This window comes from Nonomuraea sp. IBHARD001 (assembly GCF_056106265.1).
The window spans coordinates 7,490,417-7,504,555 of sequence record NZ_JBWBBW010000002.1; the positions used below are offsets into that span (position 1 = coordinate 7,490,417).

Genomic DNA, 14,139 nt, shown 5'->3' on the forward strand with positions numbered 1-14,139 from the left:
TGGCTGCATCGTCGTCGTCATGGGAACGGATCATGCGAATGGCGGGGCGGTGTGACGGGGGCGAGGTCGCTGCTCTCGTTCGATGAGGTGGCCCGGTGGTTCGGGGCCGTGCGGGCGCTCGATCCGGTGACGCTGGCCGTCGGGCGGGGGGAGTTCGTCTCGGTCGTCGGGCCTTCGGGGTGCGGGAAGTCCACCTTGCTCCGGCTCGCGTCCGGGCTGGACACCGCCTCGGCCGGGACCGTGCGCACCGCCACCGACGATGTGGCCTACGTCTTCCAGGACCCCACCCTGATGCCCTGGCGTACGGTACGCCGCAATGTGGAGCTGCTCGGTGAGCTGTCGGGGTTCGGCCGTGCGGACGTGCGCAAGCGGGCGCAGGCGGCGCTGGAGGCGGTCGGGCTCGTGGACTTCGCCGAGCACCTGCCCAGACAGCTGTCCGGCGGGATGCGGATGCGGGCGAGCCTCGCGCGTGCGCTGGTCGTGGAGCCGGGGCTGTTCCTGTTCGACGAGCCGTTCGGGGCGCTGGACGAGATCACGCGTACCCGGCTGAACCTCCAGCTCATGGACCTGTTCGTGGAACGCGGGTTCGGCGCGCTGTTCGTCACGCACTCGGTCGAGGAGGCGGTGCTGCTGTCCGGCCGTGTCGTCGTGATGTCGGCGCGGCCTGGCCGGATCGTCGCCGAGTTCGCCGTGCCGTTCGCCTTTCCCCGCCCCGCCGGGCTGCGGTACACGGCCGCGTTCGCGGCGCTGGCCGGAAAGGTGGCCGGCGCGCTGGAGGAGGAGGCGTGACCAGGCGCGTGGCGGCCGTGCTCGGCCGGGCGCTGCCGCCGCTCGGCGTGCTCGCCCTGGTCCTCGCCTGCTGGTACGCGGTGACGTACGGCGTGCTCGCCGAGGACCGCAGGTTCCTGCTGCCGCCTCCCGACGAGGTCGTGGCGGCGGGGCTGTTCGACGCGCGGGTGCGGGCGGACATCCTGCTGGCGAGCTGGGAGACGCTCAAGGCGGCGCTGATCGGGCTGGTCGTCGCGTTCGTGCTCGGGTCGGTGCTGGCGGTGCTCATGGCGCGGGCGCGCTGGATCGAGCGTTCGCTCTATCCCTGGGTGGTGTTCCTGCAGACGATCCCGATCCTCGCCATCGTTCCGGTCATCGGCTTCTGGTTCGGGTACGAGCTGACGGCGCGGGTCGTCGTCTGCGTGATCATCTCGATCTTCCCGCTGGTCATCAATCCGCTTCAGGGCCTGCTCGGCACCGATCGCGGACTGCACGACCTGCTCACCCTCGCCAAGGCCAGGCCGCTGACCCGGCTGCTGAAGCTCCAGATCCCGTCGGCGCTCCCGCAGGTGTTCGTGGGGCTCCAGACGGCGGCCGGGCTGTCGATCGTGGGGGCGGTCGTCGGCGACTTCTTCTTCGGCAGAGGGGCCATCGGGCTCGGCCTCCTGCTCTCGCGCTACAGCGGGCGGCTGCAGTCCGCCGAGATGCTGGCCACGGTCTTCGCCGCGGCGGCGCTCGGGGTGGTCGTCTTCTGGATCTTCGGCGCGCTGGGCCGAAGGGTCGTCGGGGGCTGGTCGGAGGCATGGGGCCCGGCCGACCGGGCGTCCCGTACGTCCTGATCTTTTTGGTGGTTGTCCATCCCCTGGTGTTCCGGCCGTGGCCGGGGCGCCCGATCACGCAAGGACGAGTCATGTCCAGTCCGCTCCCCCGCCGTCTGCCCGTCGCCACGACCCTCGTCACCTGTTTCGCCCTGCTCGCCGCCTGCGGTGGTGAGCCGCAGGCCGCGCCGAAGGCCCGCTCCGGAGTGCTGTCCGGCGTGTGCCCCGCCACCGTCGCCATCCAGACCGACTGGGAGCCCGAGGCCGAGCACGGCGGCCTGTACCGGCTGCTCGGCGAGAACCACACCGCCGACGTCGAGGCCAAGTCGGTCAAGGGCGCGCTGCTGGCCGCCGGGACCGACACCGGCGTGGACGTCGAGATCCGCATCGGCGGGGCCTCGGTCGGCTACCAGACCGCCCCTCCCCTGCTCTACCAGGACAAGAGCCTGCTTCTTGGCTACGGCCGCGTGTCCGAGCATCTGGTGACACAGCGGAAGACGCCGGTCGTTTCGGTGTTCGCCCAGCTGGAGAAGAGCCCGTACGCCATCTACTGGGACCCGGCCACCTACCCGGCCGCCAAGACCATCGCCGACCTCAGGAAGGACAAGGTCAAGATCCTGTTCGGCGCCGAGGCCACCGTCTGGCAGGAGTACCTCGTCGGCGCCGGGATCGTCGACAAGGCCCAGGTCGACCAGAGCGACTCGCCCAAGCCCGCGACGTTCGTCGCCGAAGGCGGCAAGGTCGCCGAGACCGGCTTCATCACCGCCGAGCCGTACATGTACGAGGTCGAGACCAAGGCCTGGGCCAAGCCCGTCGTGGGGCAGCTCATCCACGACACCGGCTTTCCCGAGTACTTCCAGTCGGTGGTCGTGCGCGAGGAGGACGTCACCAAGGAGCGCGACTGCCTGTCGAAGCTGGTGCCGATCCTGCAGCGGGCCCAGATCGACTACATCACCGACCCCGCGCCGACCAACAAGCTGATCGTCGACCTGGTCGACCGCTACCGCACGAGCTGGAGCTACACCCAGGGCCAGGCCGAAGCCGCGGTCAAGGCACAGACCGACCTGGGCCTCGTCGGCAACGGCGACGACGCCACCCTCGGCAACTACGACCTCAAGCGCGTGCAGACCCTCATCGACCTGATCGGCGAGTACGCCCCCGACGCCGACATCTCCGGCATCACGCCCGGCGACCTGGTCACCAACGAGTTCATCGACCCCTCGATCGGCGTCAAGCCCTGACCTCCCAGGAGGAACGCGTGTCCCCTTCCCCGTCGCGTGAGGAGATCCTGGTCCGGGCCGCGTGGGTCCTCACGGTCGGGCCGCCGGGCGAGATCGAGGACGGCGCCGTGCACATCCGCGACGGCCGCATCGTCGCGGTGGGCCCGTACCCGCAGCTGCGTGCGGCACTGCCCGGCCTGCCGGTCGAGGGTGACGGCACCGGCCTGCTCATCCCCGGCCTGGTCAACACGCACACGCATCTGTCGGAGGCGCTGGCGACCGGGATCGGGTCCGAGCTGACGCTGTTCGAGTGGGGCGAGCGGATCGTCGGGCCGCTCGGCTCGGTGCTGACCACCGAACACGCCCGCGAGGGCACGCTGCTGCGGGCGATCGAGATGATGCTGTCCGGCGTGACGACGGTGAACGACATGTTCGTGCACTGCAATCCCGACGAGGCCGCCAGCCTCGGCGTCGTCGCCGGGCTCCAGGAGGCGGGCCTGCGCGGCGTCGTGTCCTTCGGCGCCGAGGACGCCACACCGCCCTGGGCGGACGTCGAACGCGTCCTGGCCGAGCAGTACGCCCTCGCCGACGCGTGCGAGAGCGCCGAACTCATCTCCTTCAGGTACGGCGTCGGCACCCTGCTCGGGCAGAGCGACGCCCTGCTGGAGGCCGGGGCCAACGCCTGCCGGGACCGAGGCTGGGCCGTACACACCCACCTCGCCGAGGTACGCGAGGAACTCGTCGCCGCCTCCCTGCGCTGGGGCCGCCGGACCATACCGCACGCGTACTCGCTCGGCCTGTTCGACCGCCCGCTCATCGCCGGGCACGGCGTCTGGGTCACCGAGTCCGACATCGAACTCCTCGCCGCCCACGACGTCGCCATCGCCCACAACCCGGTCGCCAACATGATCCTCGGCTCCGGCGTGTGCCCCGTGCCCCGCCTGCGCTCCGCCGGGATCACCGTCGGCATCGGCACCGACGGCGCCGCCTCCAACGACAGCCAGGACATGCTCCAAGCCGTCAAGACCACCGCCCTGCTGCAGAAGGTCCACGCCCTCGACCCATCGGTCATCGACGCCGCCACCGTGCTGCGCATGGCGACCCTGGACGGGGCTCGTGCGCTCGGGCTCGACCACCTCGTCGGGTCCCTGGAGGTGGGCAAACGGGCTGACCTGGTGCTGCTGCAGGACTCGGTGTGCGTGTCCGTTCTGCATGACCCTTGTGGGCAGTTGGTGTACGGGGCGTCGCCTCGGGGGGTTCGGGCTGTTTGGGTGGATGGGCGGCGGGTGGTCGGGGGGCATGTGTGCTTGACGGTGGACGAGCAGGGGCAGGTGGAGCGGGGGCGGCGGCTCGCACGGGAGGTGGCGGAGCGGGCCGGGTGGCGGGGGGTGGGGGTTTCCCGGCTGAAGTCCGGTTGACGGGCGACCGGCTGTGTGGACGCGCATACGCCACTTGGGCCAGCACCTGGAGCGCCGGGAGTGCCTGGAGCGCCGGAGGAGCCCCTGCTGTTCCTCCTCCCGCCTCTGATCACTCTCCTCTGCGGCGGCGATACAGCCTGTTCATCTCGTCCCAGAGATCGAGGGGATCGGGGAATGCCTCAAGAGCTTTCCGCCCGGCGTCTGTGATGTGCCAGCGAGGCCTGGTCTTGCGCAGCCAGCCGTCGTACTTGTCGCCTTGTCCGGTGGAGGCGTTGTTGCTGCCGTAGCCGACGTTGTACCAGTAGCGGGTGCGCTTGCCGTCTTTCATCAGCTCCAACTCCCCGGGCTGCGGTGGCATGCGCTCCATCATCCTGGCCTCGACCTCGGGCCGGTCGAGCCCGTGAGGGTGCTCGGCCAGCAACTCCAGTACGGCACGCAGCAGGTGAGCCCTACGTACGTCGTTCGGATCTCTGCCCATGTGATCTCCTTTGCTTGATCCCCCAGTCTGGACCAGGTTGGACGTGTCCACGCAAAGCCACCGATAGGCGTACATGTGATCCGCGTCCCGCGATAGCGATGGACATTACCCAGCCGGGCCCACATGAGCTGAAGTATCGTTCTACGGTTCCCCTCCCTGACACGCGTAGGACTTTCATGGCGACCGCGCTCTTTAAGGATTCCAGCTACACCGTCGGCTACCTCGTCGAAGCGATCGACCGAGGCGACATCGCACTGCCCGACATACAGCGGCCCTTCGTCTGGCAGGCCGCCAAGGTCCGTTCTCTGTTCGACTCGATGTACAAGGGCTTTCCTGTCGGGTTCCTTCTCTTCTGGGAAACCGATGCCGACCCCGGCGCCCGTCAGATCGGGACGGGCACGGCCGTTCCTCGCTACATGATTGTCGACGGGCAGCAGCGCCTGACCTCGTTGTACGCAGTTCTCAAAGGCCGGCCGGTTCTCCGCGAGGACTATTCCACGGCGTCCATCCGCATCGCCTTCCGCCCTCGCGACGCGCTTTTCGCCGTCACGGACGCCGCCATCGAGAAGGACCCGGAGTTCGTTCCCGACATCAGCGTCCTGTGGAACGGCAGTTTCCGGCAGACGGTCCGCGAATTCCTGGACCGTCTCGACTCCTCCCGGCACGAACTCCCGCTCCAGGAACGCGATCGCCTCGAAGAGGCCCTCGACCACCTCCGCGATGTGCAGAACTACGCCTTCAAGGTCATGGAACTGGCCAGCACAGCCGACGAGGAACGCGTCGCCGAGATCTTCGTACGGATCAACAGCGAAGGCGTGACCCTCAACCAGGCCGACTTCATCCTCACCCTGATGAGTGTGTTCTGGGAGAAGGGCCGCCGCGACCTCGAGAACTTCTGCGTCGGCGCGAAACGACCTACCGGACGTGGTCCGTCGCCGTTCAACTGGTACATCCAGCCGCAGCCGCCGCAACTTCTCCGTGTGAGCGTCGCCCTGGCCTTCCGCCGTGCCGTACTCAAGCACGTCTACACGCTGCTCCGAGGCCGTGACCTCGGCCATGGAGTCACCTCCCCCGAGGGCCGCGACGAACGCTTCGCGCGACTGGCCGAGGCTCAGGCGCACGTCCTGGACCTGACGAACTGGCAGGAGTTCCTGCTCTGCCTCGAACGGGCCGGCTTCCGCAGCTCGAAGATGGTCACCAGCGACAATGCTGTTCTTTTCACCTATGCGATGTGGCTGTTCGGGCGGGTTCACTTCCATGTCCCGCTCAAGGAACTGCGCGAGGTGATCGCCCGCTGGTTCTTCATGGTGCACACCACGAGCCGCTACTCCGGTTCGTTCGAGACGCAGGCCGAGCGCGACTTCGGCGCTCTCGGCCAACTCGCCGACGCGGACGCGGACACTTTCCGCAGTGTGCTCGACGCGCTCATCAACGACACCCTGACCAACGACTACTGGACGATTCGCTTCCCGAACGACCTGGCCACATCCGCCTCCAAATCACCCGCCCTCATGGCGTACGTGGCCGCGCTCAATATCCACGACGCCCCGGCGTTGCTCTCGCACATCCGTATTCGCGCTCGTCTCGATCCGGCCGTGATAGCGAAGAAGGGCATCGAACGCCACCACCTGTTCCCCCGCAAGTACCTGCAGACCACGCTGGAAATCACCAGCGTCAACCAGATCAACCAGATCGCCAACATGGCCTTGGTCGAGTGGTTCGACAACATCTCCATCTCCGACAAGGCGCCTGCGGTCTACTGGCCGGCCGAACTCGCCGCCGCGAAACTGTCCGAGTCGCAAAGGGAGCGGCAGGAGTATCTTCATGCCCTTCCCGACGGCTGGACCGCCATGGACTACCAGGAGTTCCTGTCGGCCCGTCGGCTGTTGATGGCCAAGGTGACGCGGGATGCCTTCGAAACACTCTCCAACCCGGCTTACGCGCCTTCCTATCCGGAATCCGGGCCGCCGCCGCCGGAAGCGAAGACGACCTATTACGGGGTCACCGTGTCGCACCTCATGAACGCCGGTCTGCTCGACGTCGGCACCACCCTCATCGACGCACAACGAGGAACCGGCGCCGAGGCGTTCGTCAGCTCGGACGGCAGGATCGAGTTCGAGGGCGTCCCGCATCCGAGTGTGTCAGCGGCGGCCGCCGCGGCAGGCGTCAACGTCAACGGCTGGGAGTTCTGGTACGCGGTCACCGACGACGGCCCGCGCAGGCTCGCCGATCTGCGCGAAGACCACCTCGCCCAGATCGCTCAGCCCCCGCCCGAGCCGGAGCCCCCCACCGAGTCCAGCATGTAGGCACACCACGCGATCGCGGCCCGTACGGCGAGCCGGCTGTCACGCGGTTCGACCCCGGTGACGGCCGACGCCGGGCCGTGCCCGTCGCCCACCTTGTTTCTCAACGTACCGACCTTGAGTGCGACCTCACGCAGGCTGTGCAGCATGTCACGCACAGCCTGCGGCTTCGCGGCATCCTGCTGATCGGGATGGACGTGAAGCACCGTCATCGCCCGATTGACGAGGTCTGGGATGTTGTCCCTGGTGCTGACAGCCGACCCCTTCGCGATGAGGACCGACTTGGCGGTCGCCTCGATCAGGTTCTTGGCCTTGCCGATCGCGAGTCCGGGATCTTCGTCGAGCGCCCGTTCCATCCGGGTCAGCTCCACGCGGATCGCCGACGCGTCGAGCGAGGTCCCCGCAGCGGCGAGGCCGAGCCCTCGAATGGCGACCATCGGATCCCCGGACGCCTCCAGGTGAATCCCGTCCGAGGCCAGGCACTGCCGGAGCCGCACCAGGCGGCTGCGATCCCCACTGGGATGTCCCTGGTAGATCTCGGCGAGGGTGACCGCCGCTCGCAAGACCGCCCCCACTGTCTGCGGGGCCGTGAGATCCAGCCCTCGCAAGGTCCTCATCACATGCTTGGAGATGCTGGGGATGACCACCGCACCCTCGTGCCGGGCAATGGGTGCTCTGTCCAGCACGATCCCGACCTCGGCGAACGCCCGCTCCACATCGTTCTCCGAGCGCGCGAGATCCGCGATCGCGCCGAGGGTGCCACTGCCGAGGAGCGGCTTCCCGGAGTCCGCCGCTGTCACCATGCCACGATTGTTCCAGATCTTCACCAACCTGCGCCGCCGGTCGGAAAATCGCACTGTCGCAGAAGGTACCGGGTCCCACGGCGACATCTTCCCCACTGAGATCATCGCAGCGCAGGTCGATGTCCAGCCAGAATGGGCGGATGTTCGACTTTGGCATCCATGGCTAACGCCCGCGTTGGCTGTCGGGTTGCCTTGCCCTGCGGGAAGCGCACGGCGACCGGCTGGCGGCCCTCGTCGGACGCCGCCTGACGAACCTGTGGACGGTGTGGGATCTGGAGGATGATCGCTGGTTCGCCGACTGTCCCGTCATCGTCGACCTCGCCGACGAACGGGTCGAGATCCAGCACCAGAAGTTCGCCGACCTGTCGATCACCTTCAACAGCATCGATCCCAGCCGACCGATCAACTGGCCGGAATTCCGGCTGGAGTGGCGCACCGGCACTCACCCTGAGCTGGTCGGACAGCCGCTGGAGGGAGTCGAGTTCTGGGAATGGGCAGGCGGTGACATCGCCGACGGAATGGTATCCGTCGGCTTCGTCTTCGCAGATGGCCGATTCGAGGTCCACAACGCGCTCGACGAGAACGGTCTCGCCTTCGGCCCCTTCGACGACCGGTACCGGCGTCACCGCCTGGGAGACTGAGATGGACACGACGGAGCTTCAGGCTGCGCTGGACGAGAGCTTCGACTTCGCTCTCGTCCACCACGGCTTCACCGACTACATGCGCGACTACGAGGCAGTCGTCCATGTCCCGGTCAAGCCGACGATGAATCTGCGCTACCTGTTCAAGCACTGCGTCGAGGCGAACGTGACGACCGGGCTACGCCCTGAGACGTGGCGCGACTCGCTGGATGATGCCCTGCTGGGCGAACCTGAGCAGGCCGACGGCTTCGTCTGGGCTGTCCGCTGGCAGAACCTCTATCCCGGTGCGGAGATCATCCCCGATTCCGCCAAAGCGCGCGAATGGGCCAAGTCAATCGGCATCGACTTCCACGAAGTACGCATCACCGGTGATGCCCACGTCATCAACCTGGTCTTTTCCGACCTGGAGGTCACCGAGGTGCCCGTCGGTTACACGCCGTTCACCGCCACCTGAAGCAGTCTTCCCTGTCAGCGCTCGGAGGGATGGTGCGATCTACGGCGACGCGGCGGGTCCGGAATAACCCAGTACCGTTTTCGCACATTCCCCCAACCTGGCGAGGTGACAATGGCGTCCGCGAAAGCGTGCTACTGCTGCGGCGACACGGCCACCCTTGGCGTCTGGATAACGTTCACGTCCGAGGTGGACTACGACCGGGTCACGGCGGCGGCCCAGGTCGGCGGACAGGCGTGGGCTTCGACGACGTTCTCCGGCAGGCCGGCCAATCGATGCCCCGAGCGGCATGCCGAGAGCGCCACGAGTGGTGGTTCTGACTATCAGGCACTTGCGGCTTGTCCTCAAGCAGGAGTAGCCGCGCCATGTGGTGCTGGAGGGTTTCCAGATTCGCCCGAATCTGACACTTGGGATAGGCCCCGGCGGCTGCGTGCGATCTCGACTGGATTCGGCGTTCGCCCCGAAGACATCGGACGGGAGAAGCATGATGGACGAGGATGCCTGTCCCGCTCGATATCGCCATCATCCCTCCAAGGGGCACCTGGAAGAAATCCGAGAGCTCCCACTGCGCCACTGCGAGCGGCTCAGCCGCGGTGGCTGAGCTCGTGTGCGAGCGATCGGAGCCAGCGCTCGCGGAACCCGGGCTCACCCGCCATGATCCGAGCCAAGGCCTGCCGTACCTCACGACTCCGGCCCTGTTCGATGAGCATGACGGCCTCACTGAGCGCCCCCAGTGTCTCGTCGTCCCGAGGTGGGATGGTCACCGTCGGGTCGGCCCAGCGTGGAGGGCGGAACGACGGGGTGAGCTTGGTCTGGTGGTCGCCCAGGTAGGACCAGAGCCTCCCGTCGAGTGAGACGTTGGTGACGGCTCGGCGGGGAAGCTCCTCGACCCACGTCGCGTGCTGCCACCAGCGCCAGGCGTTCGGGCTGGTCTTGCCCTGTCTGGTGATCCCGAGGAAGCGCATCTTGGTACGGATCACCTGCCAGGCGGCGGGTTCGTCGTCGATCCAGTCGCGCAGGGTGCGATAGAGGTTCTCGAAGGTCCGGCCCTCGTACACCAGGTCGGTGAAGACGATCGGCCGGTCGCGTCGTTCCAGTGCCGCGGGTGTGATGCCCAGCGCGGTCAGGTTGACCCGTAACTGCCGCACGTCTGCGGTAGCGAACTTGCTGACGGAACGGTACGAGTACGGCAACAGGTGGAGCCGGTCACTCGCAGAGGTACCCGCGAGGGCAGCGGCAAGAAGATCGTGAATGCTGTCACAGGATCGGCCGACGAAGAACAAGTCCCCGTTCCCGCTACGCGCCACCACCTTCGCGGCGCATTCAACAAGCTCGTCGAGGAAGGGGAAACGGCAGTCTCGGCCGTCAACGAGGGTTCCGAGTTGTTCGCGGTGGTCGACGTTCCACCGAAAAGGCCGCAGCGGCTCGGACAGGTTGGATCACCTCCTCTAACGGGTCGAAGGTAGCCACCGGCCTCAGCACATCGCATCCCATTTAGGGCTTGCGTGCCTCAGGGCAGGTGAATCCGGTCAAGGCGTCGCGCATGCGATAGGAAGAGACCACGATGGGACCACAGCGGGTGCAGCGTGCTTCGATCATCTTGCCGCCGCCGAGGGGGCAACCCTGGCGGCATCTCAGCACGGGCTCCACGCCACCCAAGGCCTCCACCGCGCCCCGGGCGGCATCGCGGGCAAGGGTATGACTCTCACCGCCAGCCGCTTCCCCCCAGCCTGACCTGAGCCGAATGGCGTGCGTCTGGCCAGACGACCGAACGAGGAAAGATGCCAAACAAAGAAACCCCGGCTCGGTATCACCGAGCCGGGGTTTCTCGCTGTGCGCCGCCAGGGACTCGAACCCCGGACCCGCTGATTAAGAGTCAGCTGCTCTAACCAACTGAGCTAGCGGCGCTTGCAGAGAGGAATATACCGGGCATCGGCGGCTCGGTCGAATCGGGTGGGTCCGGTACGGTAGAACGAAGTTCGGTTGAGGTGGAGGGAGGGTCGGGTATGTGGTTCGGGTCGCCTGGGGAGGCTGGGGAGCGGCTGGAAGGGGTGCGGTATTTGGCGGATGCGGGGGCGGCTACCTCGGTGTTTCTGGCGGGGGCGCTGGGGATGCCGTTGCTGGTTGAAGGGCCGGCGGGGGTGGGGAAGACGCAGTTGGCCAAGGCGGTGGCGGAGGCTGCGGGGGCGGGGCTGGTTCGGCTGCAGTGTTATGAGGGGCTGGACGAGGCCAGGGCCCTGTACGAGTGGAACTACAAGAAGCAGTTGTTGCGGATTCAGGCCAGTGCCAGTGACGAGGACATCTTCGGCGAGGAGTTCCTGCTGGAGCGGCCTTTGTTGCGGGCGATACGGAGCCAGGAGCCGACCGTGTTGCTCATCGACGAGATGGACAAGGCGGACGTCGAGGTCGAAGGCCTGCTGCTGGAGTTGCTGTCCGACTTTCAGGTGACGATTCCCGAGCTGGGCACGGTGAAGGCGGTACGCAGGCCGTATGTCGTGTTGACGTCCAATGCGACGCGGGAGTTGTCGGAGGCGTTGAAGCGGCGGTGCCTGTACCTGCACCTGGAGTACCCGACGCCGGAGCGGGAGCGCGACATCGTGCTGCGGCAGGTGCCGGAGTTGCCGCTACGGCTGGCCGAGCAGCTGGCGGCCACGGTGGCGACCTTGCGGGCGCTGGAGCTGAAGAAGGCGCCGTCGATCGCGGAGACCGTCGACTGGGCGCGCACGCTGCTGGCGCTGGGCCGTGACGACCTGGACGAGCCCACGGTCGCCGAGACGCTCGGCGTCGTCCTCAAGCACGCATCGGACCAGCGCAGGGCCGTGAAGGAGCTCGGCCTGCCGGACCCAGGACGATGACCCAGGTGACCCGGATGACCCAGTTGCCCCGGACGCCCAGGTGACCCAGGTGACCCAGGTGACCCATCCGACAAATCCCAACATGTCCCTCACGGATCGACATGTTGGGTTCGTGCGAGCGCTACGGGAAGCCGGTATCCCCGTCTCGCCAGCCGAAGGCGTCGACGCCGCCAGAGCGCTGACCGTGATCGACATCGGGGAGCGGGAGTCGCTGCGGGCCGCGTACGCCACGACGATGGTCAAGAGGCCCTCACACCGCCCCGGCTTCGACATGCTGTTCGACCTGTGGTTCCCCGCCACGATCACCACTGCGGCACAGAGCCGATTCGATCCCGCCACGACCACCGCGCCCCAGACTCAAGCAGACCAGACCCAAACGGCCCAGCCCCAAGCAGCCCAGCCCCCCACCCCCCGCGACACCCTCGCCGGACTCCTCAAAGGCAGTACCGACGCCCAGATGGCGAGGTTCGCACGTGAGATGGTCGCCCGGTTCGGACGCCAGGACGCGGGACCGGGGCGGCAGAACTGGTTCTCCTACAGTGTGTTGCGCGCCCTGTCGCCCGAGACGCTGATCGCCGGGCTCCTGGCCGGTGTGGAACGCGGCGGCCTGGCCGAAAAGCGGATCAGGCAGACCGTGGCCACGAACACCAGAAGGTTCGAGGAGGCGGTCGCCACGGATGTGCGGCGGCGCATCGCCGAGGACTCGGGAGTGGACCGGATCGCCCGATCGGCCGTGCGCCCGCCGCTGGAGCAGGTCGACTTCCTGAGGGTCGCCAAGGCCGATCTGGCCAGGCTGCGCAGGGAGGTGCACCCGCTGGCCAGGCGGCTCGCCGCGAGGCTGGTCGTCAAGCACAGGCACGGCAGAAGGGGCAGGCTCGACTTCAGGCGTACGATGCGGGCGTCGTTGCAGACAGGCGGCGTGCCGCTCACGACGTACTTCAGGCCGCCGAGGCCGTACAAGCCGGAGTTGGTGATCCTGTGTGACACCAGCGACTCGGTCGCGACGTTCGCGCACTTCACGCTGTTGCTCACCTATGCCCTGCGCGAGCAGTTCACGAAGGTCAGGGCGTTCGGCTTCGTGGACACGGTGGATGAGATCACCAGGTTCTTCGCACCGGGCACGGACGTGGTGGAGGCGATGGCCAGGATGACCACGGAAGCGGACATGGTGCGATTCGGCCGTACGAACTACGGCAACGCCTTCGAGACGTTCGCCGAGAGGTACGGCGAGGCGGTCGGGCCGAGGAGCAGTCTGCTCATCCTGGGCGACGCCAGGTCGAACTACCAGCCGCCCGCGCTGGAGACGCTGAGGCGGCTGGCGTCGAAGGCCAGGCACGCGTACTGGCTCAATCCCGAACCCTTCGCCCAGTGGGACACCGGCGACTCGATCGCATCGGACTACGGCGTGGTGGTGCCGATGCGCGAGTGCCGCACTGTCGCCCAGCTCACGGAGTTCGTCCGCGAGATCGGCTGAGCGGAGGGGGTCGCCGGGAAGCCGCGTACAAGGAAGGACTCAACTGCTCACACGGACGCGGTGCGCTGGAGTTCGCGGGCGGCCGTCCGGGCCAGGACCTCGATCTGGTCGTCCGCGAGGACGACGTCGCGGTCGTGGCGGATGAAGCGCCCGATCAGGGTTGGTTTGAGGAGGGTGAGGCCTTCGGCCGAGACGATGCCGGTGCGCGGCAGCAGGCCGCCGTGCACGGCGAGCAGCGGCTCGATCGTGACCTGGATCCCGGTCTGGGCGCCGAGCAGGTCGGCGAACGCCTGAGCGGTCTCCACCAGTGGCGTCGCGACCTTGGTGCCGTACTTCTCGCTGAAGAACAGCCGCCCGTTGTAGGTCGCGATCTCGGTGTCGGGGCTCCAGGCCTCGTTGTCGACGATCCACACGCCGCCGGGGCCGATGACCAGATGGTCGATCGACGCCTGGCCTCGGATAGCCCTGCCGTCGAGCACCTGGTAGCCGTGCTTGGTGAGCGCCCGCCTGATCAGCCGCCGGGTGCGGACCTCGCCACGGCGTTTGCCCCGCCATACGGCTGTCGCACGGAAGGAGCGCCAGGCGAGGTACCAGTCGACGGCCGCTGCCACTGCGGCGCCCACGAGGCCCCAGACAGGCAGGAACGGCAGATCGAACCTGATCGCCAGGAGGATGCCCACGACGAAGCCGACACCGGCCTTGATCGCCCTTGATCGTTGCCGGGCCTTCGCCCCTTCGATCCAGAACTTCTCGTAGTACCACTGAGGTGAGGCCCCAGTGAACTTGTCGTCTCTGGGCACATAGATAGAGCCACCGGGCACGGCAAACTCCCCAAATGTGTCAAGAAAACCATGGATCTGCCACGCCGAAGATCCCTCGCCGGTCATGAGATACCCACAGAATAACCTGA

13 protein-coding genes and 1 tRNA gene are annotated in these 14,139 nt (G+C 67.3%); 9 read left to right on the top strand and 5 right to left on the bottom strand.

Translation table 11 applies throughout. From position 1 onward, the window contains the following. Nucleotides 1–51: 51 nt before the first annotated feature. The 4 genes from ACTWNK_RS35660 to ACTWNK_RS35675 all read left to right on the top strand — a co-directional run bounded on the left by ACTWNK_RS35660 (nucleotide 52) and on the right by ACTWNK_RS35675 (nucleotide 4,224). Nucleotides 52–789, top strand: a complete 738-nt coding sequence (locus ACTWNK_RS35660; RefSeq protein WP_474309321.1) for an ABC transporter ATP-binding protein — start codon at nucleotides 52–54, stop codon at nucleotides 787–789. Beyond that, nucleotides 786–1,607 carry an ABC transporter permease gene (locus ACTWNK_RS35665; protein ID WP_474309322.1) on the top strand — a complete coding sequence of 274 codons (822 nt, stop codon included), beginning with the start codon at nucleotides 786–788 and terminating at the stop codon, nucleotides 1,605–1,607. Before ACTWNK_RS35660 ends, ACTWNK_RS35665 begins: the two co-directional genes overlap by 4 nt. 71 nt (nucleotides 1,608–1,678) lie before the next feature. After that, on the top strand, nucleotides 1,679–2,827 hold the full coding sequence (locus ACTWNK_RS35670; protein ID WP_474309323.1) for a substrate-binding domain-containing protein: 1,149 nt from the start codon (nucleotides 1,679–1,681) through the stop codon (nucleotides 2,825–2,827). Nucleotides 2,828–2,844: 17 nt separating this feature from the next. Further along, on the top strand, nucleotides 2,845–4,224 hold the full coding sequence (locus ACTWNK_RS35675) for an amidohydrolase family protein (RefSeq protein ID WP_474309324.1): 1,380 nt from the start codon (nucleotides 2,845–2,847) through the stop codon (nucleotides 4,222–4,224). Between the two features lie 109 nt (nucleotides 4,225–4,333). Here the strand turns inward: ACTWNK_RS35675 and ACTWNK_RS35680 are convergent, their stop codons facing one another. Beyond that, on the bottom strand, nucleotides 4,334–4,702 hold the full coding sequence (locus ACTWNK_RS35680) for a hypothetical protein (protein WP_474309325.1): 369 nt from the start codon (nucleotides 4,700–4,702) through the stop codon (nucleotides 4,334–4,336). Nucleotides 4,703–4,878: 176 nt separating this feature from the next. On the opposite strand from ACTWNK_RS35680, the gene ACTWNK_RS35685 reads away from it, so the two are divergent. After that, nucleotides 4,879–7,008 carry a GmrSD restriction endonuclease domain-containing protein gene (locus tag ACTWNK_RS35685; protein WP_474309326.1) on the top strand — a complete coding sequence of 710 codons (2,130 nt, stop codon included), beginning with the start codon at nucleotides 4,879–4,881 and terminating at the stop codon, nucleotides 7,006–7,008. Here the strand turns inward: ACTWNK_RS35685 and ACTWNK_RS35690 are convergent. Further along, the gene (locus tag ACTWNK_RS35690) at nucleotides 6,963–7,862 is read right to left on the bottom strand and encodes an abortive infection family protein (protein WP_474309327.1); all 900 of its coding nucleotides are present in this window, start codon (nucleotides 7,860–7,862) and stop codon (nucleotides 6,963–6,965) included. The genes ACTWNK_RS35685 and ACTWNK_RS35690 overlap by 46 nt on opposite strands. A 209-nt stretch (nucleotides 7,863–8,071) precedes the next feature. Here ACTWNK_RS35690 and ACTWNK_RS35695 point away from each other — a divergent pair, with 209 nt between their 5' ends. Both ACTWNK_RS35695 and ACTWNK_RS35700 read left to right on the top strand, forming a co-directional pair. Then, a complete protein-coding gene (locus ACTWNK_RS35695) occupies nucleotides 8,072–8,449 on the top strand; it encodes a hypothetical protein (protein ID WP_474309328.1) in 378 nt (125 codons plus the stop codon). A 1-nt stretch (nucleotide 8,450) separates the two neighbouring features. Beyond that, entirely contained in the window at nucleotides 8,451–8,903 is a 453-nt protein-coding gene (locus ACTWNK_RS35700; protein WP_474309329.1) for a YxiG-like protein, read from the top strand. 581 nt (nucleotides 8,904–9,484) lie between these two features. On the opposite strand, the gene ACTWNK_RS35705 is transcribed toward ACTWNK_RS35700, so the two are convergent. Together ACTWNK_RS35705 and ACTWNK_RS35710 are read right to left on the bottom strand one after the other, a co-directional pair. After that, entirely contained in the window at nucleotides 9,485–10,048 is a 564-nt protein-coding gene (locus tag ACTWNK_RS35705) for a hypothetical protein (RefSeq protein WP_474309330.1), read from the bottom strand. A 686-nt stretch (nucleotides 10,049–10,734) separates the two neighbouring features. Then, nucleotides 10,735–10,808 (bottom strand) — tRNA-Lys (locus tag ACTWNK_RS35710). A gap of 98 nt (nucleotides 10,809–10,906) precedes the next feature. Here ACTWNK_RS35710 and ACTWNK_RS35715 point away from each other — a divergent pair. Together ACTWNK_RS35715 and ACTWNK_RS35720 are read left to right on the top strand one after the other, a co-directional pair. Next, on the top strand, nucleotides 10,907–11,755 hold the full coding sequence (locus ACTWNK_RS35715; RefSeq protein ID WP_474309331.1) for an AAA family ATPase: 849 nt from the start codon (nucleotides 10,907–10,909) through the stop codon (nucleotides 11,753–11,755). 82 nt (nucleotides 11,756–11,837) lie between these two features. Beyond that, the gene (locus tag ACTWNK_RS35720; protein WP_474309332.1) at nucleotides 11,838–13,229 is read left to right on the top strand and encodes a vWA domain-containing protein; all 1,392 of its coding nucleotides are present in this window, start codon (nucleotides 11,838–11,840) and stop codon (nucleotides 13,227–13,229) included. A gap of 47 nt (nucleotides 13,230–13,276) precedes the next feature. Here ACTWNK_RS35720 and ACTWNK_RS35725 read toward each other — a convergent pair whose 3' ends face one another. Beyond that, entirely contained in the window at nucleotides 13,277–14,050 is a 774-nt protein-coding gene (locus tag ACTWNK_RS35725) for a nuclease-related domain-containing protein (RefSeq protein WP_474309333.1), read from the bottom strand. Nucleotides 14,051–14,139 lie beyond the last annotated feature (89 nt).

Coding starts and splice junctions, on each gene's coding strand:
- ACTWNK_RS35670 (WP_474309323.1), top strand. CDS start 1,679: ATGTCCAGTCCGCTCCCCCGCCGTCTGCCCGTCGCCACGACCCTCGTC.
- ACTWNK_RS35680 (WP_474309325.1), bottom strand. CDS start 4,702: ATGGGCAGAGATCCGAACGACGTACGTAGGGCTCACCTGCTGCGTGCC.
- ACTWNK_RS35685 (WP_474309326.1), top strand. CDS start 4,879: ATGGCGACCGCGCTCTTTAAGGATTCCAGCTACACCGTCGGCTACCTC.
- ACTWNK_RS35700 (WP_474309329.1), top strand. CDS start 8,451: ATGGACACGACGGAGCTTCAGGCTGCGCTGGACGAGAGCTTCGACTTC.
- ACTWNK_RS35715 (WP_474309331.1), top strand. CDS start 10,907: ATGTGGTTCGGGTCGCCTGGGGAGGCTGGGGAGCGGCTGGAAGGGGTG.
- ACTWNK_RS35720 (WP_474309332.1), top strand. CDS start 11,838: ATGTCCCTCACGGATCGACATGTTGGGTTCGTGCGAGCGCTACGGGAA.